This window comes from Roseateles sp. (genome assembly GCF_047654785.1).
In the GTDB taxonomy this organism is placed as follows: Bacteria; Pseudomonadota; Gammaproteobacteria; order Burkholderiales; family Burkholderiaceae_C; genus Pelomonas.
In genome coordinates, this window is sequence record NZ_JASGKQ010000002.1 from 768,625 (window position 1) to 790,288 (window position 21,664).

The window sequence follows — 21,664 nt, forward strand, 5'->3', positions numbered from 1 at the left end:
TCCTTCTAGAGGAAGTCGCGCCGCCGCGCGGCGACGAACAGGGGCAGGAGCAGCGCGATCGCCGTCGCGCCCAGTTCGAGCGCCAGAACCAGCCAGAACGCGCCGTTCCAGACGGGCTCGGGCTTCAGCATGTGGGCGCCGAGTTCGGGCACGCGGCCGATGCCCATCATGAACAGCGTCACGCCCATGTTGGTCAGCACGATCACGCCGACCATCGCCGCCTCGGACTGCGCGTGCAGCACCGCGCACAGCACGATGCAGAAGTTCAGCAGCAGGTAGGCGCACAGCAGCACGCCGAAGGGCAGCAGGCCGTCCGGGATGCCCGGCAGCGCGGCGACCAGGCCCAGCGCGCCCGCGCTCAACGCGGCCCAGGGCGGCAGGAAGCACAGCAGCAGCCCGAGCAGCTTGGCGCGCACGTAGTCGGCCGGCGTCAGCGGCAGGCTCATCACGAAGCGCTGGGCGCGCTCCTTGCGCTCGTTGGCGACGCCGAACATCGCCAGCAGCACGCCCAGCGCGATGGCGGCCGTCAGCCAGACGAGGAAGCCGATGTTGAAGCCCATCTCGCCGCTGGCCGCGACGGGCAGGCCGGCCAGCCCCGCGGCGGCGGCGGTGGCCATCAGCCCCCGGTGCTGGTGCAGCTCCTTGGCGACGAGGCGGCGCGTGGTGGCGTTCATGGCGTTCATGCCGTTCATGTCGGTTGGACCTCGCGGCTGTGCATCACGGTGGCGACGAAGATCTCCTCCAGGCTCATGCGCTGCACGGCCTCGACGGGCGCGCCCAGCCGGGCGAGCAGCGCGTCGCTGAAGCCGTCCACCGTCAGCGTCACGAGGCCGCCGTCGCGCTCGCAGCGGACGATCTCGGGCAGCGCCCAGGCCGGCCGGTCGGCGGGCAGGCGCAGCTGCAGGCGGCGCCAGCGTTCGAGGAAGTCCTCCTTGTCGCTGGCCGCGACGACGCGGCCCCGGTCGATGAAGGCGATGCGGTCGGAGATGCGCTCCACGTCCAGCGTGTTGTGCGACGAGAACAGGATGGCGCGGCGGTCGTCGCGCAGCACGTCCATCAGCTCGCCCAGCAGCTCGTGGCGGGCGACCGGGTCCAGGCCCGAGGTCGGCTCGTCCAGCACCAGCAGGCGCGGGCGGCGCGCCAGCGCCAGCAGCAGCAGGGCCTTGGCCTGCTCGCCGCTGGAGAGACTCTTCACCGGCTGCGCCGCGCGCAGGCCGAAGCGCTTCAGCAGCGTGGCCGCGTAGGCGGCGTCCCAGCCGGGGTAGATGGACGCGACGAAGCCCATGTGCCAGTCCAGCGTCGCGTGCTGGAACAACCGCATGTCGTCGCTGACGAAGCCCACGTCCGCCTTGGCCGCCGCCTGCTCGCGCGGCATCTCGCGGCCCAGCAGCCGGATCTCGCCCACATCCGCCGCCAGCAGCCCCATCAGCAGCCGGATGGTGGTGCTCTTGCCCGCGCCGTTGGGCCCGACCAGGCCCATGATCTGGCCCGGCGCCAGCGCCAGCGACACGTCGCGCAGCGCGAAGAAGGGGAAGGACTTGCCGACGCCCTTCATCTCGAATGCCTGGGGGATAGTGCTCATGCCTCGGGTTCCTCGGGGTGCAGCGCCTGGCGCAGCCGGCCCATCAGTTCGCGCTCGCCCATGCCCAGCGTCGCCGCGATGCGGCCGGCGGCGGCGAGGTGGGCGTCCAGTTCCGCGCGCTGCAGGGCCTGGGCCAGGTTGCGCGCGTCGGCGACGAAGGAGCCCCGGCCCTGCCGCGTGACGATGACGCCCTCGGCCTCCAGGTCCAGATAGGCCCGCTTCACCGTGATGACGCTGACCCGCAGCTCCGCCGCCAGCGCGCGGATCGACGGCAGCTCCCGCCCCGGCGGCCAGTCCCCCGCGGCCACGCGCTGGCGGATCTGCTCGGTGATCTGCAGATACAGCGGCCGCGCGTCGGCCTGGGCGATGAGAAGGCTACTGTGCATAGTGTTTATGCACAGAATACGCGGTGCCGCCGGGCCGCGCAAGCCCCGGCGGGAGGGCCTTGCGTAGAATCCGCCCCTCATCCGAGGAGCGCTGCGAGGGCTTCAGAGCGCTGAACCCCCAGGCTCGGATCGTTCCCAACGGCGCTCATCGAACCTCCCCCTCGCGTGGACCGACTTCGATGACCCTGCCGCCGCCCCCCCTCAAGCTCTCCGGCCTGGAGCCCGTCGCCATTGGCGCGGGCACGCTGTTCGTCAACATCGGCGAGCGCACCAACGTCACCGGCTCCAAGGCCTTCGCGCGCATGATCCTGGCCGGCCAGTTCGAGGACGCGCTGGCCGTCGCGCGCCAGCAGGTGGAGAACGGCGCGCAGGTCATCGACATCAACATGGACGAGGCCATGCTGGACAGCCAGGCGGCGATGGTGCGCTTCCTGAACCTGATCGCCGGCGAGCCCGAGATCGCGCGCGTGCCCATCATGATCGACTCGTCCAAGTGGGCGGTCATCGAGGCCGGCCTGAAGTGCATCCAGGGCAAGGGCATCGTCAACTCGATCTCGCTGAAGGAGGGCGAGGCCGAGTTCAAGCGCCAGGCGAAGCTCGTCAGGCGCTACGGCGCGGCGGCCGTCGTCATGGCCTTCGACGAGCAGGGCCAGGCCGACAGCTTCGCGCGCAAGACCGAGATCTGCGCGCGCGCCTACCGCATCCTCGTGGACGAGGTGGATTTCCCGCCCGAGGACATCATCTTCGACCCCAACATCTTCGCCATCGCCACCGGCATCGAGGAGCACGACAACTACGCGGTGGACTTCATCGAGGCGACGCGCTGGATCAAGCAGCACCTGCCGGGCGCCAAGGTCTCGGGCGGCGTCAGCAATGTGAGCTTCAGCTTCCGCGGCAACGAGCCGGTGCGCGAGGCCATCCACACGGTGTTCCTGTACCACGCGATCCAGGCCGGCATGGACATGGGCATCGTCAACGCCGGCATGGTCGGCGTCTACGACGACCTCGATGCCGAGCTGCGCGAACGCGTCGAGGACGTGGTGCTGAACCGCCGCAAGGACGCGGGCGAGCGCCTGATCGAGATCGCCGACCGCGCCAAGAGCGCCGGCAAGGACGACTCCGCCCGCCTGGCCTGGCGCGCGGGCGACGTGAACGCGCGGCTGTCGCACGCGCTGGTCCACGGCATCACGGACTTCATCGTCGAGGACACCGAGGAAGCCTGGCAGGCCATCCGGGCCGGCGGCGGCCGGCCGCTGCACGTCATCGAAGGGCCGCTGATGGCCGGCATGAACGTCGTCGGCGACCTGTTCGGCCAGGGCAAGATGTTCTTGCCGCAGGTGGTCAAGAGCGCCCGCGTGATGAAGAGCGCCGTCGCCCACCTCGTGCCCTACATCGAGGAGGAAAAGCGCCAGCTCGCGGCGGCCGGCGGCGACGTCAAGCCCAAGGGCAAGATCGTCATCGCGACCGTCAAGGGCGACGTGCACGACATCGGCAAGAACATCGTCACCGTCGTCCTGCAATGCAACAACTACGAGGTCGTCAACATGGGCGTCATGGTGCCGGCCCAGGACATCCTGCGTAAGGCCAAGGAAGAGGGCGCGGACATCATCGGCCTGTCGGGCCTCATCACGCCCAGCCTCGAGGAGATGCAGCACGTCGCCGCCGAGATGCAGCGCGACGACTACTTCGCGCAGCGCCGCATGCCGCTGCTGATCGGCGGCGCGACGACCAGCCGCGTGCACACCGCCGTCAAGATCTCGCCGCACTACGAGGGGCCGGTCGTCTACGTGCCCGACGCGTCGCGCGCCGTCGGCGTCTGCTCCGAACTGCTGAGCGACGAGCGCGCCGCCGCCTACATCGCCGAGCTGCGCGCCGACATCGAGAAGACCCGCCAACTGCACGCCAGCAAGAAGCAGACGCCGCTGGTCACGCTGGCCCAGGCCCGCGCCAATGCCGCGCCGCTGGACCTGGGCCGCGTGGCCCCGGCGCCCAAGTTCACCGGCCGGCGCGTGCTGAAGAACCTGGACCTGGCCGAGCTGGCCCGCTACATCGACTGGGGCCCGTTCTTCCAGACCTGGGACCTGGCCGGCCCCTACCCGGCCATCCTGGACGACGAGATCGTCGGCGAGGAGGCGCGCAAGGTGTTCGCCGACGCGCAGGCGATGCTGAAGAAGCTCATCGACGGCCGCTGGCTGCAGGCGCATGCGGTGTTCGGCCTGTACCCGGCCGCGCGCGTGAACCACGACGACATCGAGATCCGCAGCGAGCCGCCGATGACCTGGCACGGGCTGCGCATGCAGAGCGAGCGCCCGGTCGTCGAGGGGGTGAAGCGGCCCAACCGCTGCCTGGCCGACTTCGTCGCGGAACGCGGCGACCACGTCGGCCTGTTCGCCGTCACCGCCGGGCTGGGCGTGGACCGCAAGGAAGCCGAGTTCCTGGCCGTGCATGACGACTACTCCGCCATCATGCTCAAGGCCCTGGCCGACCGCCTCGCCGAGGCGGCCGCCGAGTGGCTGCACGAGCGCGTGCGCCGCGAGTTCTGGGGCTATGCGCCGGCCGAGGCGCTGAGCAACGCCGAACTCGTCGCCGAGAAGTACACCGGCATCCGCCCCGCGCCCGGCTACCCAGGCTGCCCGGACCACCTCGCCAAGCGCGACCTGTTCAAGGTGCTCGCCCCCGAGGAGATCGGCATGGGCCTGACCGACAGCATGGCGATGACGCCGGCCGCCAGCGTCAGCGGCTTCTACCTGGCCCACCCGGACGCGGCCTACTTCAACGTCGGCCGCATCGGCGACGACCAGCTCGCCGACTGGGCCGCCCGCTGCGGCCTCGGCGACGCCGAGGCGCGCCGCGCGCTGGCGCCTCTCTTGGGTTGAGCCTAAACCCGGCAGTTGGCCGCTTGCCATTCATCGAAAGTCCTGGTGTTTCAACACCTTGTCGCCGATGCGGAGATCACCACGTCGGTGGCCACCGCTGCATGCCCGCTGGTCTGGCGCTGCGGGCCGCTGGCGGCGTTGCTCCTCCTCGCGGGCATGAGCCCGCAGCGTGCCTTGGCCAGAGGCCAAGTCCTTCGCCAGGCACAAACAGTCCTCAGGACTGTTTGTGTCCGGGCTCAGTGTCGCGCCTTGCCAACGACCCGCCTCGCCAGCCCCTCGGGCATGCCCAACTGCCGGATTTAGGCTGAACGCAGCATCTGCTTACCTTTGATGCGCCCGGGGGGCGGCGCCGTCCTACGGGCGGCCCGCCCCGGCGCGGGCAAGCTTCGCCCCCAACGTCACCACCACATCGGAATCCCGTCATGTCCACCGCCGCTCCCGTCAAATCCACGCAGATCGTTGCCGGCGTCGCCGTTGTCGCGGCGCTGCTCGGAGGCGCCTACGCGATGGGCCGCTCCCAGGGTTCACAGGGCCTGACAGCGCCGGAGCCCGTGACGGCCGCGGCGCCCGCGCCGCAACGCCTGGCCGCCGACACGCCGCTGCGCGAGACCCGCCCGGCACCCGCCGCCAAGCACGCCCAGCCGGCCCCGCAGCAGGCCCAGGCCGCGCTGTGCCAGGGCTGTGCGCGCGTGACCAGCGTTTACACCGAAACCCGCCGCGGCAAGGCCAGCGGCGTGGGCGCCGTGGGCGGCGCGGTCGTGGGCGGCCTGCTGGGCAACATGGTGGGCGGCGGCAATGGCCGCAAGCTCGCCACCGTGGCCGGCGCCGTCGGCGGCGGCTATGCGGGCCACGAGATCGAGAAGAACCAGAAGAGCCACACCGTCTGGGTCGTCCAGGTGCAGGAGCGCGACGGCCGCACGCGCCGCTTCGAGCGCAGCGCCGACCCCGGCCTGCGCGTGGGCGACGAGGTGCGGCTGACCGAGAACGGTTTCGTGCGCGACTGAGCGCCCGACGGCCTCAGCCGGCGGCGGCGCCAGGCAACCCGCGCCGCATCTGGATGGCCTCGGCCACCTGGGCCGGGCCGATGGCGTCGGCGCCTGCCAAGTCGGCCACGGTGCGGGCCACGCGCAGCACGCGGTGGAAGCCGCGCGCCGACCAGCCCAGCTTTTCCGCCGAACGCTCCAGCAGCGCCTTCGCGGCCGGCGCCAGCGCGGCGTGCCCGGCCAGGTCCTGCGCCGGCAACTGGGCGTTGGCCACGCCCTGGCGCCGCAGCGCGCGCTCCCGCGCGGCGGCCACCCGCTCGGCGACCACGGCGCTGGGCTCGCCCGGCGCCAGGTCCTGCAGCTCGCGCGGCGGGATGACGGGCACCTCGATCAGCAGGTCCAGCCGGTCCAGGAAGGGGCCGCTGAGCCGGCCCTGGTAGCGCGCCACCTGGTCGGGCGAGCAGCGGCAGGCGCGCAGCGGGTTGCCCAGGTGGCCGCAGGGGCAGGGGTTCATCGCCGCGACGAGCTGGAAGCGGGCCGGGAACTCGGCCTGCCGCGCGGCGCGCGAAATGAGGATGCGGCCGGTCTCCAGCGGCTCGCGCAGCGCCTCCAGCGCGGCGCGCGGGAACTCGGGCAGCTCGTCGAGGAACAGCACGCCGTGCTGGGCCAGCGAAATCTCGCCCGGCCGGGGCGGCGAGCCGCCGCCGACCAGCGCGACGCTGGACGCCGAGTGGTGCGGCGCGCGGAACGGCCGCTGCCCCCAGCGCGCGACGTCGAACTGGCCGACCAGGCTGAGCACGGCGGCCGAGGCCAGCGCGGCCTCGTCGTCCAGCGGCGGCAGCAGGCCGGCCAGGCGCTGCGCGAGCATGGACTTGCCGGTGCCGGGCGGCCCGGCCATCAGCAGCGAATGGCCGCCGGCCGCGGCGATCTCCAGCGCCCGCTTCGGTCCGGCCTGGCCCTTGATGTCGGCCAGGTCCGGCAGGCCCTGCGGCGGCTCGCGGGGCAGGGCGGCGGCCTGGGGCAGCGGATCGCCATCGGGCTGCAGCGCGGCGACCACGTCGAGCAGGTGCCGGGCCTGGCGCACCGCGAGGCCCCGGACCAGCGCGGCCTCGGCGGCGCTGGCCTCGGGCAGCAGCAGCTCGCGGCCGGCGCCGGCCTGGCGCAGCGCCAGCGCCATGGCCAGCGCGCCGCGCACCGGGCGCAGCTCGCCGGCCAGCGACAGCTCGCCGGCGCATTCGAAGCGAGCCAGCCGGGCGGCGTCGAGCTGGCCGTTGGCGGCCAGCAGGCCCAGCGCCATCGGCAGGTCGAAGCGGCCGCCTTCCTTGGGCAGGTCGGCCGGCGCGAGGTTGACGGTGATGCGCTTGTTGGCCGGGAAGCCCAGGCCGCTGTTGGCCAGCGCCGCGCGCACGCGCTCGCGGGCCTCCTTGACCTCGGTGTCGGCCAGGCCGACGACGGTGAACGAGGGCAGGCCGTTGGCCAGGTGCACCTCCACCGTGACCGGCGCGGCGGCGAGGCCGTCGAGGGCGCGGCTGTGGACGGTGGCGAGGCTCATCGGCAGGCGGCGGAAGCGGCGGGGCCAGTCTAGCCCCGGCGCGGCGCGGGCCGGCCCCCGGGCTTCACCGGGGCATGCACCGCCGCGGTGCCGTCGCGGCGTGCGGAGGCGTCCAGCTTGGTGCGCTTGCCTGGCTTCGGGGCGTGGACGCCCGGAGTCGGGCAGGCGCGGCCGGTGCGGGGCTTGGCACGGAAGCTGCAAATAGCTGCCCGACCGCATTCCCCACCTTGAATCAGGAGCCCCGCATGAAGTCGTTCCCTTCGCTGCTCGCCTTGGCGCTGTCCGCAGCGGCGCTGCCGGCCCTTGCCGCCGATGAGCCGGCGCCCGCCGATTCGCTGTCCTTCAACGTCGGCGCCGTCAGCGAGTACCGCTACCGCGGCATCGGCCAGACGCGCCTGAAGCCGGCCCTGCAGGGCGGCATCGACTACGCGGCGTCGAACGGCTTCTACGTCGGCACCTGGGCCTCCACGGTCAAGTGGATCAAGGACGGCGGCGGCGATGCCGGCGTGGAGGTGGACGTGTATGGCGGCTACAAGGCCGAGGTGGCCCCGGGCCTGACGCTGGACGTCGGCCTGCTGCAGTACACCTATCCCGGCCACAAGCTGGCCGTCAGCCCGAACACGCTGGAGCTCTACGGCGCGCTGAGCTACGGCCCGGTCACGGCCAAGTACTCGCACAGCACGACCAACCTGTTCGGCGTCGCCGACAGCAAGGGCTCGGGCTATCTCGACCTGTCCGCCACCTTCGACCTGGGCGACGGCCTGAGCCTGGTGCCGCACGTGGGCCACCAGACGGTCAAGCGCACCGCGGCCGCCTCGTACACCGACTACTCGATCACGCTGGCCAAGGACTTCTCCGGCCTGGTGCTGAGCGGCTCCGTGATCGGCACCGATGCCGACAAGGGCTTCTACGCCAGCCCGGTCAACGGCAAGTTCATGGGCAAGACGAGCTTCGTCGTCGGCCTGAAGAAGACCTTCTGAGCAACTTTGGAGAGCGCGACATGAAACTGATCACCGCCGTCATCAAGCCGTTCAAGCTCGACGAGGTGCGCGAGGCCCTGAGCGCCATCGGCGTGCAGGGGCTGACGGTCACCGAGGTCAAGGGCTTCGGCCGCCAGAAGGGCCACACCGAGCTGTACCGCGGCGCGGAGTACGTGGTGGACTTCCTGCCCAAGGTCAAGGTCGAGGCGGCCGTGAACGAGGACGTCGTCGAGCGCGTCATCGAGGCCATCGAGGCCTCGGCGCGCACCGGCAAGATCGGCGACGGCAAGATTTTCGTGTCGCCGCTGGACCAGGTCGTCCGCATCCGCACCGGCGAAACCGGCAACGACGCGCTCTGACGCGTCCACGACAACCCTGTTGGAGAAACCTCATATGAAGAAGCTCCTTGCCGGCCTCGCCCTTGCCGCCGGCCTGTTCGCGCCCGCCGCCTGGGCCCAGGACGACGCGGCCTCCGCGCCCGCCGCCATCGCGGCACCCGCCGAGGCGGCCTCCGCCCCAGCCGAGGCCGCCCCGGCCGCGGCGCCCAAGCTCGACACCGGCGACACCGCCTGGATGCTGACCTCGACGATGCTGGTCATCCTGATGACCATCCCCGGCCTGGCGCTGTTCTACGGCGGCCTGGCGCGCAGCAAGAACATGCTGTCCGTGCTGATGCAGGTGTTCGTCATCTTCTCGCTGATCACGCTGCTGTGGGCCATCTACGGCTACAGCCTGGCGTTCGGCGGCGAGGGCAGCATCGTCGCGGGGCTGGACAAGGTGTTCCTGAAGGGCATCGCCGCGGACACGCTGTCCGGCGCGCTGCCGACCATCCCCGAGTTCGTGTTCGTGGCCTTCCAGTCCACCTTCGCGGCCATCACCTGCGCGCTGATCGTCGGCGCCTTCGCCGAGCGCATCAAGTTCTCGGCCGTGCTGGCCTTCTGCGTGCTGTGGTTCACCTTCGCCTACGTGCCGATGGCGCACATGGTCTGGGGCGGCGGCCTGCTGGGCAAGGACGGCGCGCTGGACTTCGCGGGCGGCACCGTCGTCCACATCAACGCCGGCATCGCCGGCCTGGTGGGCGCCTATCTGGTGGGCAAGCGCATCGGCTTCGGCAAGGAGGCGATGACGCCGCACAGCCTGACGCTGACCATGGTCGGCGCCTCGCTGCTGTGGGTGGGCTGGTTCGGCTTCAACGCCGGTTCGGCGGGCGCCGCCAACGGCGTGGCCGGCCTGGCCTTCGTGAACACCATCTTCGCCACCGGCGCGGCCACGCTGTCCTGGATCGCCGGCGAGGCGCTGCACAAGGGCAAGGCCTCGATGCTGGGCGCGGCGTCCGGCGCGGTGGCGGGCCTGGTCGCGGTGACGCCGGCCGCCGGCTTCATCGGCCCGATGGGCTCCATCGTGCTGGGCCTCATCGCCGGCCTGGTCTGCCTGTGGGGCGTGGGCGGCCTGAAGAAGATGCTGGGCGCGGACGATGCGTTCGACGTGTTCGGCGTGCACGGCGTGGGCGGCATCGTCGGCGCCATCCTGACGGCGGTGTTCGCGGCCCCGTCGCTGGGCGGCACCCAGGCGCCCGAGTACGCGATGGGCGCGCAGCTGGTCGTCCAGATCAAGAGCGTGCTGCTGACCATCGTCTGGTCGGGCATCGTCTCGCTGATCGCCTACAAGCTGGTGGACCTGACGCTGGGCCTGCGCGTCACCGAAGAGGAAGAGCGCGAGGGCCTGGACATCTCCTCGCACGGCGAGACGGCCTACCACAAGTAAATCACGGCTAACGCCGTGACATGCCGCCCCTCGGGGCGGCATGTCCGTTTCCGGCCCGCCGGCCGCTATGCTGGCCCGCCATGGACGTCGTCACCCTGCTCGCCGCGGTGCTGGTCAACGCGCTGCTGATGAGCCTGGCGCTGGCCATCAGCGTGGGCATGCGCGTGCGCAGCGGCCTGCAGGCCTGGCAGTTCATGCTGCTGGGGCAGGCGCTGGGCGTCGGGCTGCTGATCTCGGGCACGCAGGGCGGCCCGCGGCTGCTGGCCACGCTGGGCGTGGTGACGCTGAGCTTCTCGGCGGCGGCCATGGTGCTGACGGCCAGCCGCTTCCTCAGCGTCGCGGTGCCGCGGCTGGGCCTGCTGCTGCCGCCGCTGGTGCTGGGCGTGGGGCATGCGGCCCTGTTCCAGGAGCGCAGCGCCGCCATCGGCCTGACCAACCTCATCATCGGCTCGCAGATGCTCTGGGGCACCTGGCTGCTGCTGCGCGGCGCCGGCCGCGTGCGCTGGCGCTGGCTGTGCGGGCTGGCCGCGCTGGGCAACGGCGTGCTGACGCTGGGCCGGGCCGTGCTGGTGCTGGGTTGGCCCGAGGTCTACCCGCGCTTCATCGCGCCGCACCCGCTGAACCTCAGCCACCTGATGCTGCTCAACGCCAGCCTGGTGCTGGGCACCATGGGCTTCCTGCTGGCGCACCGCGACGAGGCCGAGCAGGCGCTGGTGCGCCTGGCGTCGCTGGACATGCTGACCGGGCTGCTGAACCGCCGCGAGTGGGTGAACCGCGCCGGCCGGGCGCTGGGCGCGAGCCACGAGCGCACCCTGATGCTGATGCTGGACCTGGACCACTTCAAGCGCATCAACGACGAGCGCGGCCACCCGGTCGGCGACGAGGTGCTGAGGCTCACCGGCGAGGTGCTGCGCGGCGAACTGCGCGCCAGCGACTTGGTGGGCCGCTACGGCGGCGAGGAGTTCTGCCTGCTGCTGCGCCATTGCGAGCCCGAGGCCTTCGGCCGGCTGGACGCGCGGCTGCACCAGGCGCTGCGCCGCCGCTGCGAAGCCAGCCTGGGGTTCGCGGTCGATTTCAGCGCCGGCGCGGTGCGCGTGCAGCCCGGCGAAACGCTGGCGGCCGCCATCCAGCGCGCCGACGCCCAGCTCTACCGCGCCAAGCACGCCGGCCGCGGCCGCACGCTGTGCGCCGACGGCGTGCTGTGATGCGCCGGCGCAGGGCGCGCGGGAACGGGTTCTGAGATCATGCGGCCATGGTTCCGCATCTCATCACCGCCCTGAACGGCCCCATCAACGAGCTGGAGGCCCGCATCCTGGAATCCATGCCGGCCACCGAGCGCTGGTTCCGGCTGGAATGGATGGAGCACACGCCGACCTTCTATGCGTCGGTGGACCTGCGCAACGCCGGCTTCAAGCTCGCGCCGGTGGACACCAACCTCTTCCCCGGCGGCTTCAACCACCTCACGCCGCAGATGCTGCCGCAGGCGGTGCAGGCGGCGATGGCGGCGATCGAGAAGATTCTGTCCCGAGGCGCGCAATCTGCTCGTCATCCCCGAGACCGGCGCGCGCTGCAGCTTCTACCTGGACAACCTCGCCACGCTGGCGCGCATCTTCACGCAGGCCGGCCTGAACGTGCGCTTCGGCACGCTGGACACGGCCGTCACCGCGCCCACCGAGCTGCCCATGGCCAACGGCGCCAGCCTGACCGTCGAGCCGCTGGTGCGCCGGCGCGGCCGGCTGACGCTCAAGGGCTTCGACCCCTGCACCATCCTGCTCAACAACGACCTCGCCGCCGGCACGCCGCCGCAGCTGATGGGCCTGCACGAGCAGTACCTGCTGCCGCCGCTGCACGCGGGCTGGACGGTGCGGCGCAAGAGCCGCCACTTCCGCACCTACGAGGAGGTGGCCAAGCGCTTCGCCAAGCTGCTGGGCATGGACCCCTGGCTGATCACGCCCATGTCCGCCAGCGTGGACCTGCGCGGGCCGCAGGGCCTGGCGGCGCTGCAGGCGGCGGCCGACGCGCAGCTGGCCAAGGTGCGCCGCAAGTACAAGGAGTACGGCATCAACGAGAAGCCCTTCGTCATCGTCAAGAGCGACGTGGGCAGCTACGGCCGCGGCGTGATGACGGTGCGCGACGCCAAGGACATCGAGGCGCTGGCCGCGCAGCTGCCCGAGAACCTGGGCGAGGAGGCGCTGGTGCAGGAAGGCGTACCCACCCACGAGCGCGTGCACCAGGCGGTGGCCGAGCCGGTGGTCTACACGATGGACCGCTACGTCGTCGGCGGCTACTACCGCGTGCACGCGGGCCGCGGCATCGACGAGAATCTCAAGGCCCCCGGGGCCAGCTACGTGCCGCTGGCCTTCGCCGAGTCGCCGCACCTGCCGCGCCCCGGCGAGAAGCCCGGCGCCAGCGCGCCGAACCGCTTCTACATGTATGGCGTCATCGGCCGGCTGGCGATGCTGGCCGCCAGCTACGAGCTGGAGGCGACCGACCCGCAGGCGGAGGTATGAGGCCCCTCGCCCGGGTCGGCACCGCTGAACGCGGGCCGGCCCGGGCGGTCCCCCGGGGGACGGCGATGCTCGCGGGGCTTGCCCCGCTCGCACATCGCCCACGGGCCGGCTCAGGCGCGCCCGGCGCTCGGCCCGGGTTCGCCGTCCCCATTGCCATTGCTTCCGGCACGAGGGCGGGGCCGGTTTTTGGCCTAGGCTAGCGGCCCCGCCGGTCACGAGCCGGCTCATTTCCGCCGAGCATGAAACCAGCACTGAAACTCACCGCCATCGCCCTGCTGGCGATGCAACTGGGCGGCGCCGTCGCCGCCGCCCCGAACTCCGGCCTCGACCTGGCCGGCTTCGACAAGGCCGTGCGCCCGCAGGACGACCTGTTCCGCGCCGCCAACGGCCACTGGCTCGCCACCACCGAGATCCCCGGCGACAAGGCCTCCTACGGCACCTTCATCCAGCTGCGCGACCTGTCCGACCAGCGCGTGCGCACGATCATCGAGGAGCTGGCCAAGCGGAAGGCCAGGCCCGGCTCCGTCGAGCAGAAGGTCGGCGGCTTCTACGCCGCCTACATGGACACGGCCGCCATCGACAAGGCCGGCCTCGCGCCGATCAAGCCGCTGCTGGACGGCATCGCCGCCCTCCGGACCCGCGAGCAGCTCGCCGCGTGGATGGGCGCCCACATGGACCAGCTCAACATGCCGGTGGCGCTGGCCGTCGACGCCGACGCCAAGGATCCGGGCACCAACCTGCTGATGACCTGGCAGGCCGGCATCGGCCTGCCTGACCGCGACTACTACCTGAAGCAGGACGACGAGCGCCTCGCCAAGGCCCGCGCCGCCTACGCGGTCTACCTGGAGACGCTGGCCCGCGAGGCCGGCATCGCCGAGCCCGCCGCGGCCGCCCAGCGCGTGCTGGCGCTGGAGCAGCAGCTCGCCGAGGTGCAGTGGGACAAGGTCGCCAACCGCGACCCGGTCAAGACCTACAACCTGATGACGCCCGCCGAGCTGGCGAGCGCGGCGCCGGGCTTCGACTGGCCCGGCTTCTTCGCCGCCGCCTCGCTGGCCCAAGCCGGCAAGCTCAACGCCTCGCAGCCCAGCTTCCTGACCGGCGCGGCCCGGATCCTCGGCAGCGCGCCGCTGGACGACCTCAAGCTCTACCTGACGCTGCACGCGCTGGACGCCAACGCCGCGACGCTGCCGCGGGCCTTCCGCGACGCCAGCTTCGCCTTCCGCGGCACCGCGCTGACCGGCGCCAAGGCCGAGATGCCGCGCTGGCAGCAGGCCGTCGCCAGCGTCAACGGCGCGCTCGGCGAGGCCGTCGGCGAGGTGTACGTGAAGCGCCACTTCCCGGCCGCCGACAAGGCCCGCATGCTGCAGCTCGTCCACAACCTGCTGGCCGCCTACAAGACCTCCATCGACGGCCTGAGCTGGATGACGCCCGCCACCCAGGCGCAGGCGCAGGACAAGCTGTCCAAGTACATGGTCAAGATCGGCTACCCCGACCAGTGGCGCGACTACGGCCGGCTCGACGTCAAGGCCGGCGACGCGCTCGGCAACCGCCTGCGCGCCGTCGCCTTCGAGTGGCAGCGCCAGGCGGCCAAGGCCGGCCGGCCGGTGGACCGCCGCGAGTGGCTGATGACGCCGCAGACCGTCAACGCCTACTACAACCCGACGCTCAACGAGATCGTCTTCCCGGCCGCCATCCTGCAGCCGCCCTTCTATAACACCAAGGCGGACGACGCGGTCAACTACGGCGCCATCGGCGCCGTCATCGGCCACGAGATCAGCCACGGCTTCGACGACCAGGGCAGCCAGTTCGACGGCGACGGCAAGCTGCGCAACTGGTGGACCGAGGCCGACCGCAAGGCCTTCGACGCCATCGCCGCCAGGCTGGTCGCGCAGTACGAGGGCTACGAGCCCATCCCCGGCAAGCCGCTGAACGGCAAGCTGACGCTGGGCGAGAACATCGCCGACCTGTCCGGCCTGCAGATCGCCTACAAGGCCTACCGGCTGTCGCTGGGCGGCAAGCCCGCGCCCGTCATCGACGGCTACACCGGCGAGCAGCGCTTCTTCATGGGCTGGTCGCAGGCCTGGCGCGAGAAGGCGCGCGAGGAGCGCCGCCTGCAGCTGCTGACGATGGACCCGCACTCGCCGCCGGAGTTCCGCGCCAACGGCGCGGCCGTCAACCACGACGGCTTCCACGACGCCTTCAAGACCCGGGCCGGCGACAAGATGTTCAAGCCCTCGGACGAGCGCATCCGCATCTGGTGACGCCGCCGGCGGCGGCGGTGGCGGCCAATACGCCGCCGCTGCCGCCGCGTCAAGCCCCGGTTTTGCTGCGCTGCACAAATCGGCCGGACTTGGCGAGAATGCGCGCTTTCGTCTCCTGGCCGCCTCGCTGGCGGCGGCCCATCCTCCCGTGAGTTCAAGCTCCGCAGCCCGCAGTCCCTCGGCACTGGCGGGCCTGACCCTCGGCGCCCTGGGCGTCGTCTACGGCGACATCGGCACCAGCCCGCTGTATGCGCTCAAGGAGGTCTTCCGCGACGGCCACGTCGCCCCCACGCCGGACAACATCCTCGGCGTGCTGTCGCTGATCTTCTGGACGGTGACCCTCGTCGTCTCGTTCAAGTACGTGCTGCTCATCCTGCGCGCCGACAACAACGGCGAGGGCGGCCTGATCGCGATGCTGGCGCTGGCCGTCAACGCGGTGAACGACAAGCCGACGCTGCGCCGCGGGCTGATGCTGCTCGGCCTGTTCGGCACCGGCATCTTTTTCGGCGACGCCGTCATCACGCCGGCCATGACGGTGCTCAGCGCGATGGAGGGCATCGAGGTCTACGCGCCGCAGTACCACGCCGCGGTCGTGCCGGTGGCGCTGCTGGTCATCACCGGGCTGTTCGCGGTGCAGCGCTTCGGCACCGGCGGCATCGGCAAGGCTTTCGGCCCGGTCATGCTGGCCTGGTTCCTGACGCTGGCCGCGCTCGGCGTGCCGCACATCGCCGAGAACCCGCATGTGCTGGCCGCCGTCAACCCGCTGTATGCACTGCACTTCTGCCTGGAGTACCGCTGGGTCGCCTTCGTCGCGCTGGGCGCCATCGTGCTGGTCGTGACCGGCAGCGAGTCGCTCTACGCCGACCTCGGCCACTTCGGCAAGAAGCCCGTCCGCATGGCCTGGTACGGCGTCGTCATGCCGGCGCTGGTGCTGAACTACTTCGGGCAGGGCGCGATGATGCTCGACGACCCGGCGGCGGCCGAGAACCCCTTCTACCTGCTCGCGCCGGCCTGGGCCGAGATCCCGCTGTTCCTGCTGGCCATGGCCGCGGCAACGGTCGCCTCGCAGGCGCTGCTGACGGCCGCCTTCTCCGTCACCAAGCAGGCCACCCAGCTCGGCATCCTGCCGCGGCTGCGCATCGTCCACACCAGCGTGACCGACATCGGCCAGATCTACGTGCCCTTCGTCAACTGGGCGCTGTTCGCGCTGGTGGTGCTGGCGGTGGGCTTCTTCGGCTCGTCCAGCAAGCTGGCCGGCGCCTACGGCGTGGCCGTCACCATCGACATGACGATCACGACGGTGATGACCTTCTTCGTCATCCGCTACGGCTGGCGCTACCCGCTGCTGCTGTGCCTGGCCGCGACCGGGGTGTTCTTCGCCATCGACCTCACCTTCCTCGGCTCCAACCTGCTGAAGCTGACCCACGGCGGCTGGTTCCCGCTGCTGATCGGCGTCGCGATGTTCATGCTGATGCTGACCTGGAAGCAGGGCCGCAAGCAGCTCTCCGACAAGCTGCGCGAGGACGCCATCGAGCTGCCGGCCTTCCTGGAGGCCGTGTTCATCAACCCGCCGACGCGCGTGTCCGGGACGGCGGTGTTCCTGGCGGCGGAGAAGGGCGCCACGCCCAACGCGCTGCTGCACAACCTCAAGCACAACAAGGTGCTGCACGAGCAGAACATCTTCGTCACCGTCAAGCACCACGAGGTGCCCTGGATCGGCTTCGACAAGCGCTGCGAGGTCGAGGCGCTGGGCAACAACTGCTGGCAGGTGGTGCTGCACTTCGGCTTCAAGAACGAACCCGACGTGCCCGAGGCGCTGGAGCTGCTGAAGCAGCGCGGCGTGCAGCTGGAGGACATGGAGACCAGCTACTTCCTGAGCCGCGACATCGTCATCCCCACCATCGGCTCGGGCATGGCGCTGTGGCGCGAGAAGCTGTTCGCCAGCATGCACCGCAACGCGGCCGCGGCGGCGGACTTCCTGCACCTGCCGACCAACCGCATCGTCGAGCTGGGCAGCAAGGTGGAGATCTGATCCGCCGACGCAAAACGGCCCCGCGCGGGGCCGTTTTGCAGCGGGGGGCGAAGGTCAGACCGTGGAGACGAACTGCTCGGTCGGGCGGCGCACCTTCTTCAGGTTCACCAGCCAGTCGCCGTCGGCCTGCCGGTAGCCCAGCGGCACCAGCAGCACCGAGCGCAGGCCGCGCGCCTTCAGGCCCAGGATCTCGTCGACCCGGGCGGGGTCGAAGCCTTCCATCGGCGTGGCGTCCACCTGCTCCTCGGCCGCGGCGATCAGCGCCGTGCCCAGGCCGATGTAGGCCTGGCGGGCGGCATGCTGGTGGTTCTCCTCGGCGCTGCGCGGCGGGTACAGGGCCAGCAGCTTCTGGCGGTAGGCCTCCCAGCCTTCGTTCCTGAAGCCGCGCTGCTCGTTGACCAGGTCGAACGCCTGGTTGATGCGCTCGGCGGTGTAGTTGTCCCAGGCCGCGAACACCAGCAGGTGCGAGGCCTCGGTGACCTGCGCCTGGTCCCAGGCGTGTTCGCGGATGCGGGCGCGCAGCGCCGGGTCCTTGACGACCAGCACCTCGTAGGGCTGCAGGCCGCTGGAACTGGCGGTCAGGCGCACGGCCTCCAGGATGCGGTCCAGCGCGTCCTGCGGCACCGCGAGGGCGGGGTTCATCTTCTTGGTGGCGTAGCGCCAGCGCAGCTTGTCGATCAGCGTGCTCATGGGTGAGTGGAGAGGGTTGAACGCCCCCCATGATGCCGGGCGGTCCGGCCCCGTGCCGGACGCGCCCCGGGAGGCCTTGCGCGGCGGCGGCTTTTTGCCGGCCCGGCGGCGCGCGGGGCCTCGCTATGCTGGCCGCCATGCGCGCATTGCTGAAGGATCTCTCCCCGTCCACCCTCGTCGCCGGCTTCGTCGCGGTGCTGGTCGGCTACACCAGTTCCGTCGCGATCATCTTCCAGGCCACCGTCGCGCTGGGCGCGACGCCCGCGCAGACGGCCTCGTGGCTGTGGGCGCTGGGGCTGGGCATGGGCCTGACCAGCCTGGGCCTGAGCCTGTGGACGCGCCAGCCGGTGCTGACCGCCTGGTCCACCCCGGGCGCGGCGCTGCTGGCGTCCACGTCGGGGCTGGACATGCCCGAGGCCGTCGGCGCCTTCATCGTCTGCGGCCTGCTGATCGCGTGGGCCGGCGCCAGCGGCTGGTTCGAGAAGCTGATGGACCGCATCCCGGTGGCGATCGCGTCGGCGCTGCTGGCCGGCGTGCTGGCCCGGTTCGGGCTGGACGCGGTGGCCAGCGTGAAGACCGCGCCCGCGCTGGTGCTGGCCATGGCCGCGGCCTACCTGCCGGGCCGGCGGCTGTGGCCGCGCTATGCGGTGCCCGGCGTGCTGCTCGTCGGCATCGCCTGGGCGCTCGGCGAGGGGCGGCTGGACTTCACGGGCCTGGACCCCGCGCGGATGCTGGCGCTGCCGGTCTGGACGGCGCCGGTGTTCAGCTGGCATGCCGCCGTCGGCGTCGCGCTGCCGCTGTTCATCGTCACGATGGCGTCGCAGAACCTGCCCGGCGTCGCGGCGCAGCGCGCCAACGGCTATGCGACGCCGGTGTCGGCCTCCATCGCCGTCACCGGCGCGGCCACCACGCTGCTGGCGCCGCTCGGCGGCTATGCGTTCAACCTCGCCGCGATCACGGCCGCCATCTGCATGGGCCGCGAGGCGCACGAGGACGCGGCGCGCCGCTACACCGCGTCCGCCGCGGCCGGGCTGTTCTACGTGCTGATGGGGCTGGCCGGCGGCGCGGTGGCGATGCTGCTGGGCGCCTTCCCGCGCGAGCTGATCCTGGCCATCGCCGGCCTGGCGCTGCTGGGCACCATCGCCAGCGCGCTGGCCGCCGCGCTGAAGGACGAGGCCCACCGCGATGCGGCTCTGCTGACCTTCCTCGTCTGCCTGTCCGGCATCAGCGTGCTGGGCATCGGCGCGGCGTTCTGGGGCGTCGTGGCCGGCGGCGTGGCGACCCTCGTGGCCGGCTGGCGCCGCGCCCCTGTGCAACACTGACCGGCGCCCCATCGCACACCCCTCACCATGAAGCTGCTCTTCGTCGCCGACCCGCTGGCCACCTTCAAGACCTACAAGGACTCCACCTTCGCGATGATGCGCGAGGCCGCCCGGCGCGGCCACGCGCTGCTGCACTGCGAACCCGGCCAGCTCGTCTGGCAGCGCGGCGGCCGCGTCACGGCGCGCGGCGCGCGCCAGCTCACGCTGACCGGCCTGAGCCAGCAGGACGGCCACGACTGGTTCACGCTGGACGCCACCGCCGACGTCGCGCTCGCCGACGTCGGCGCCGTGCTGATGCGCAAGGACCCGCCGTTCGACAGCGAGTTCTTCTACGCCACCCATCTGCTGAGCCAGGCCGAGCGCGAGGGCGCGTGCGTCTTCAACCGTCCGCAGGCGCTGCGCGAGCACCCCGAGAAGCTGGCGATCATGGAGTTCCCCGGCTACATCGCGCCCACGCTGGTCACGCGCGAACCGGCCGAGATCCGCGCCTTCCACGCCGAGCAGCGCGACATCATCCTGAAGCCGCTGGACGGCATGGGCGGCATGGGCATCTTCCGCGTCAAGGACGACGGCCTGAACCTCGGCGCCATCATCGAGACGCTGAACCGGGACGGCACGCAGACGGTGATGGTGCAGCGCTTCCTGCCGGCCATCCGCGAGGGCGACAAGCGCATCCTGATCATCGGCGGCCGGCCGGTGCCGCACTGCCTGGCGCGCATCCCGCAGGGTGGCGAGGTGCGCGGCAACCTGGCGGCCGGCGGCAAGGGCGTGGCCCGGCCGCTGACCGCGCGCGACCGCGAGATCGCCGAGGCCATCGGCGCCGTGCTCGCCGCGCGCGGCCTGCTGCTGGTGGGCCTGGACGTGATCGGCGAGCACGTCACCGAGATCAACGTGACCAGCCCGACCTGTTTCCAGGAAATCACCGATCAGACCGGCTTCGACGTGGCCGGCATGTACCTCGACGCCTTGGAAGGAGCCCTGGCATGAAGCGCCGCGATTTCATCCTCCACGGCGCCGCGCTCGGCGCCGCGCTGCCGGGCCTGGCCCGGGCCGCCAACGCGCCCTCGGCGTTCGACGCGCTGGCCGAGTCCTTCCTCGAAGCGCTGTGGCGGCAGGACCCGGACGCCGCCGTGGCCGCCGGCCGCTTCGAGTTCGCGGCCCGCATCCGCCTGCCCGGCGCCGCGCAGCGCGCCGCCATGCGCGCCTTCCTGGCCGGCTGGCGGGCGCGCTTCGCCGCGCTGGACGACGGCGCGCTGGGCGCCGCGCAGCGCATGGACCGCGCGATGCTGCTCGCCCGGATCGACGGCGAGCTGTGGCGCCTGGAGACGCTGCGCGAATGGGCCTGGAACCCGGCCGAGCACAACCCGGCCGGCCCCATCGACCTGGCGCTCAACACCGACTGGGCGCCCGTGCAGCAGCGCGTGGCGGCGCTGCACCAGCGCATCCGGCAGCTGCCGGCCTACTACGCCGCCGCGCGCGCCAGCCTCGCGGCCGTCACGCGCGAGCACACCGAGCTGGCGCTGCAGCAGCTGCCGGGCGTGCTGGCGGTGCTGGACGACCTGGAGTCCAACGCGCAGCAGGTGGGCATGGGCTCGCTGATGCAGCCCGACCTGGCCCGGGCCCGGCAGGCCGTGGCCGGCTACGAGGCCCAGCTGAAGCGGCTGCTGCCCGCCGCGCGGCGGCCCTGGCGGCTGGGCGCGGCGCTGTACGACGCCAAGTTCCGGCACGACATCCAGTCCGCGCGCAGCGCGCGCGAGACCTACGAGCTGGCGCTGGCGCGCCGCGAGGAGGTGCTCGCCGCCATGCAGGCGCAGGCCCGGGCGCTGTGGCCCCGGGTGATCGGCGACGAGCCGGAGCCGGCCGACCGCTTCGCGCTGATCGGCCGCGTCATCGCCCGGCTCAGCGAGCGGCACGTGGCGCGCGAGCGCTTCGTCGACGAGATCCGCGCGCAGATCCCGCAGCTGGAGGCCTGGATCCGCGAGCACGACCTGCTGACGCTGGACCCGGCCAAGCCGCTGGTGGTGCGCGAGACGCCCGTCTACCAGCGCGGCGTGGCCGGCGCCAGCATCGAGGCGCCGGGGCCCTACCGCCCGCAGGACCGCACCTACTACAACGTCACGCCGCTGGACGATCTCTCGCCCGCCGACGCCGAGAGCACGCTGCGCGAGTACAACCACTGGATCCTGCAGATCCTGAACATCCACGAGGCCATTCCCGGCCACTACACCCAGCTGGTCTACGCCAACCAGGCGCCCGGCAAGGTGCGGGCGCTGTTCGGCAGCGGCTCGATGATCGAAGGCTGGGCCGTCTACGGCGAGCGCGTGATGCTGGAGAGCGGCTACGGCGCCCAGGCCGGCGAGGCGGCGGAAATGACGCTGATGTGGGGTAAGTGGCACCTGCGCTCGGTCACCAACGCCATCCTCGACTACAGCGTCCACGTGCTGGGCATGGAGCGCGACGCGGCGCTGGACCTGCTGACCCGCCAGGCCTTCCAGACCGAGCGCGAGGCGGTCGAGAAGTGGCGCCGCGTGCAGCTCACCTCGGTGCAGCTGACCAGCTACTTCAGCGGCTACAGCGAGATCGTCGCGCTGCGCGAGCGGCTGCAGGCGCGCCCGGGCTTCCAGCTCAAGGCCTTCCACGAGCGCTTCCTCGGCTACGGCAGCGCGCCGGTGCGGCTGATCGCCGCGGAAATGCTCGCCAGCTGACGCCATCCCCCGGGGGCGGCG

General features: G+C 71.8%; 17 protein-coding genes, 1 pseudogene and 1 riboswitch. Of the genes and pseudogenes, 13 read left to right on the top strand and 5 right to left on the bottom strand.

Annotated features, from left to right (window positions below; all coding sequences use genetic code 11):
- Positions 1 to 5: 5 nt before the first annotated feature.
- From QM788_RS08045 to QM788_RS08055, 3 genes are read right to left on the bottom strand one after another with little or no spacing between them, the layout of a single operon-like run.
- The gene (locus QM788_RS08045; RefSeq protein ID WP_415660967.1) at positions 6 to 683 is read right to left on the bottom strand and encodes an ABC transporter permease; all 678 of its coding nucleotides are present in this window, start codon (positions 681 to 683) and stop codon (positions 6 to 8) included.
- A gap of 5 nt (positions 684 to 688) precedes the next feature.
- A complete protein-coding gene (locus QM788_RS08050) occupies positions 689 to 1,582 on the bottom strand; it encodes an ATP-binding cassette domain-containing protein (RefSeq protein WP_415660968.1) in 894 nt (297 codons plus the stop codon).
- Positions 1,579 to 1,968 carry a GntR family transcriptional regulator gene (locus tag QM788_RS08055; protein ID WP_415660969.1) on the bottom strand — a complete coding sequence of 130 codons (390 nt, stop codon included), beginning with the start codon at positions 1,966 to 1,968 and terminating at the stop codon, positions 1,579 to 1,581. The genes QM788_RS08050 and QM788_RS08055 overlap by 4 nt, the downstream gene beginning before the upstream one ends.
- Positions 1,969 to 2,045: 77 nt before the next feature.
- A riboswitch (S-adenosyl-L-homocysteine riboswitch) is annotated at positions 2,046 to 2,122 on the top strand.
- A 25-nt stretch (positions 2,123 to 2,147) separates the two neighbouring features.
- Between QM788_RS08055 and metH the strand changes: the two genes are divergently transcribed.
- A complete protein-coding gene (gene metH, locus QM788_RS08060; RefSeq protein WP_415660970.1) occupies positions 2,148 to 4,844 on the top strand; it encodes a methionine synthase in 2,697 nt (898 codons plus the stop codon).
- Positions 4,845 to 5,266: 422 nt separating this feature from the next.
- Complete coding sequence (locus QM788_RS08065; RefSeq protein ID WP_415660971.1) at positions 5,267 to 5,848, top strand: glycine zipper 2TM domain-containing protein; 582 nt, start codon at positions 5,267 to 5,269, stop codon at positions 5,846 to 5,848.
- 13 nt (positions 5,849 to 5,861) lie between these two features.
- Here the strand turns inward: QM788_RS08065 and QM788_RS08070 are convergent, their stop codons facing one another.
- A complete protein-coding gene (locus QM788_RS08070) occupies positions 5,862 to 7,379 on the bottom strand; it encodes a YifB family Mg chelatase-like AAA ATPase (RefSeq protein WP_415660972.1) in 1,518 nt (505 codons plus the stop codon).
- A gap of 245 nt (positions 7,380 to 7,624) precedes the next feature.
- Between QM788_RS08070 and QM788_RS08075 the strand changes: the two genes are divergently transcribed.
- The 8 genes and pseudogenes from QM788_RS08075 to QM788_RS08110 all read left to right on the top strand — a co-directional run bounded on the left by QM788_RS08075 (position 7,625) and on the right by QM788_RS08110 (position 16,926).
- Positions 7,625 to 8,359: a TorF family putative porin gene (locus QM788_RS08075; RefSeq protein ID WP_415660973.1), complete on the top strand. Its 735-nt coding sequence runs from the start codon at positions 7,625 to 7,627 to the stop codon at positions 8,357 to 8,359.
- A 20-nt stretch (positions 8,360 to 8,379) separates the two neighbouring features.
- Positions 8,380 to 8,718 carry a P-II family nitrogen regulator gene (glnK, locus tag QM788_RS08080; RefSeq protein WP_415660974.1) on the top strand — a complete coding sequence of 113 codons (339 nt, stop codon included), beginning with the start codon at positions 8,380 to 8,382 and terminating at the stop codon, positions 8,716 to 8,718.
- Between the two features lie 34 nt (positions 8,719 to 8,752).
- A complete protein-coding gene (locus QM788_RS08085) occupies positions 8,753 to 10,123 on the top strand; it encodes an ammonium transporter (RefSeq protein WP_415660975.1) in 1,371 nt (456 codons plus the stop codon).
- An 80-nt stretch (positions 10,124 to 10,203) separates the two neighbouring features.
- A complete protein-coding gene (locus QM788_RS08090; RefSeq protein WP_415660976.1) occupies positions 10,204 to 11,328 on the top strand; it encodes a GGDEF domain-containing protein in 1,125 nt (374 codons plus the stop codon).
- Between the two features lie 47 nt (positions 11,329 to 11,375).
- A pseudogene (locus QM788_RS08095) lies at positions 11,376 to 11,576 on the top strand (glutamate--cysteine ligase); the annotation flags it as partial.
- Complete coding sequence (gshA, locus tag QM788_RS08100) at positions 11,503 to 12,633, top strand: glutamate--cysteine ligase (RefSeq protein ID WP_415660977.1); 1,131 nt, start codon at positions 11,503 to 11,505, stop codon at positions 12,631 to 12,633. The pseudogene QM788_RS08095 and the gene gshA, both read left to right, overlap by 74 nt.
- 239 nt (positions 12,634 to 12,872) lie before the next feature.
- Complete coding sequence (locus QM788_RS08105) at positions 12,873 to 14,894, top strand: M13 family metallopeptidase (protein ID WP_415660978.1); 2,022 nt, start codon at positions 12,873 to 12,875, stop codon at positions 14,892 to 14,894.
- Positions 14,895 to 15,042: 148 nt separating this feature from the next.
- Complete coding sequence (locus QM788_RS08110) at positions 15,043 to 16,926, top strand: potassium transporter Kup (RefSeq protein WP_415660979.1); 1,884 nt, start codon at positions 15,043 to 15,045, stop codon at positions 16,924 to 16,926.
- A 54-nt stretch (positions 16,927 to 16,980) separates the two neighbouring features.
- Here the strand turns inward: QM788_RS08110 and QM788_RS08115 are convergent, their stop codons facing one another.
- The gene (locus QM788_RS08115) at positions 16,981 to 17,616 is read right to left on the bottom strand and encodes an NAD(P)H-dependent oxidoreductase (protein ID WP_415660980.1); all 636 of its coding nucleotides are present in this window, start codon (positions 17,614 to 17,616) and stop codon (positions 16,981 to 16,983) included.
- A gap of 137 nt (positions 17,617 to 17,753) precedes the next feature.
- Between QM788_RS08115 and QM788_RS08120 the strand changes: the two genes are divergently transcribed.
- Genes QM788_RS08120 through QM788_RS08130 form a run of 3 tightly spaced genes read left to right on the top strand, consistent with a single transcriptional unit; the run spans position 17,754 to position 21,643 of the window.
- The gene (locus QM788_RS08120; protein ID WP_415660981.1) at positions 17,754 to 18,938 is read left to right on the top strand and encodes a benzoate/H(+) symporter BenE family transporter; all 1,185 of its coding nucleotides are present in this window, start codon (positions 17,754 to 17,756) and stop codon (positions 18,936 to 18,938) included.
- Between the two features lie 27 nt (positions 18,939 to 18,965).
- Positions 18,966 to 19,925, top strand: a complete 960-nt coding sequence (gshB, locus tag QM788_RS08125; protein WP_415660982.1) for a glutathione synthase — start codon at positions 18,966 to 18,968, stop codon at positions 19,923 to 19,925.
- Positions 19,922 to 21,643 (top strand): DUF885 domain-containing protein, encoded by a 1,722-nt coding sequence (locus QM788_RS08130; RefSeq protein WP_415660983.1) that lies wholly within the window; start codon positions 19,922 to 19,924, stop codon positions 21,641 to 21,643. Before gshB ends, QM788_RS08130 begins: the two co-directional genes overlap by 4 nt.
- Positions 21,644 to 21,664: the final 21 nt, after the last annotated feature.

Excerpts from the sequence above, each read along its gene's own strand:
- QM788_RS08130 (WP_415660983.1), top strand. The coding sequence starts at position 19,922 with ATGAAGCGCCGCGATTTCATCCTCCACGGCGCCGCGCTCGGCGCCGCG.
- QM788_RS08065 (WP_415660971.1), top strand. The coding sequence starts at position 5,267 with ATGTCCACCGCCGCTCCCGTCAAATCCACGCAGATCGTTGCCGGCGTC.
- gshB (WP_415660982.1), top strand. The coding sequence starts at position 18,966 with ATGAAGCTGCTCTTCGTCGCCGACCCGCTGGCCACCTTCAAGACCTAC.
- QM788_RS08120 (WP_415660981.1), top strand. The coding sequence starts at position 17,754 with ATGCGCGCATTGCTGAAGGATCTCTCCCCGTCCACCCTCGTCGCCGGC.
- QM788_RS08085 (WP_415660975.1), top strand. The coding sequence starts at position 8,753 with ATGAAGAAGCTCCTTGCCGGCCTCGCCCTTGCCGCCGGCCTGTTCGCG.
- QM788_RS08055 (WP_415660969.1), bottom strand. The coding sequence starts at position 1,968 with ATGCACAGTAGCCTTCTCATCGCCCAGGCCGACGCGCGGCCGCTGTAT.
- metH (WP_415660970.1), top strand. The coding sequence starts at position 2,148 with ATGACCCTGCCGCCGCCCCCCCTCAAGCTCTCCGGCCTGGAGCCCGTC.
- gshA (WP_415660977.1), top strand. The coding sequence starts at position 11,503 with ATGCGTCGGTGGACCTGCGCAACGCCGGCTTCAAGCTCGCGCCGGTGG.
- QM788_RS08105 (WP_415660978.1), top strand. The coding sequence starts at position 12,873 with ATGAAACCAGCACTGAAACTCACCGCCATCGCCCTGCTGGCGATGCAA.
- QM788_RS08045 (WP_415660967.1), bottom strand. The coding sequence starts at position 683 with ATGAACGCCATGAACGCCACCACGCGCCGCCTCGTCGCCAAGGAGCTG.
- QM788_RS08070 (WP_415660972.1), bottom strand. The coding sequence starts at position 7,379 with ATGAGCCTCGCCACCGTCCACAGCCGCGCCCTCGACGGCCTCGCCGCC.
- QM788_RS08115 (WP_415660980.1), bottom strand. The coding sequence starts at position 17,616 with ATGAGCACGCTGATCGACAAGCTGCGCTGGCGCTACGCCACCAAGAAG.
- QM788_RS08075 (WP_415660973.1), top strand. The coding sequence starts at position 7,625 with ATGAAGTCGTTCCCTTCGCTGCTCGCCTTGGCGCTGTCCGCAGCGGCG.
- glnK (WP_415660974.1), top strand. The coding sequence starts at position 8,380 with ATGAAACTGATCACCGCCGTCATCAAGCCGTTCAAGCTCGACGAGGTG.
- QM788_RS08090 (WP_415660976.1), top strand. The coding sequence starts at position 10,204 with ATGGACGTCGTCACCCTGCTCGCCGCGGTGCTGGTCAACGCGCTGCTG.
- QM788_RS08050 (WP_415660968.1), bottom strand. The coding sequence starts at position 1,582 with ATGAGCACTATCCCCCAGGCATTCGAGATGAAGGGCGTCGGCAAGTCC.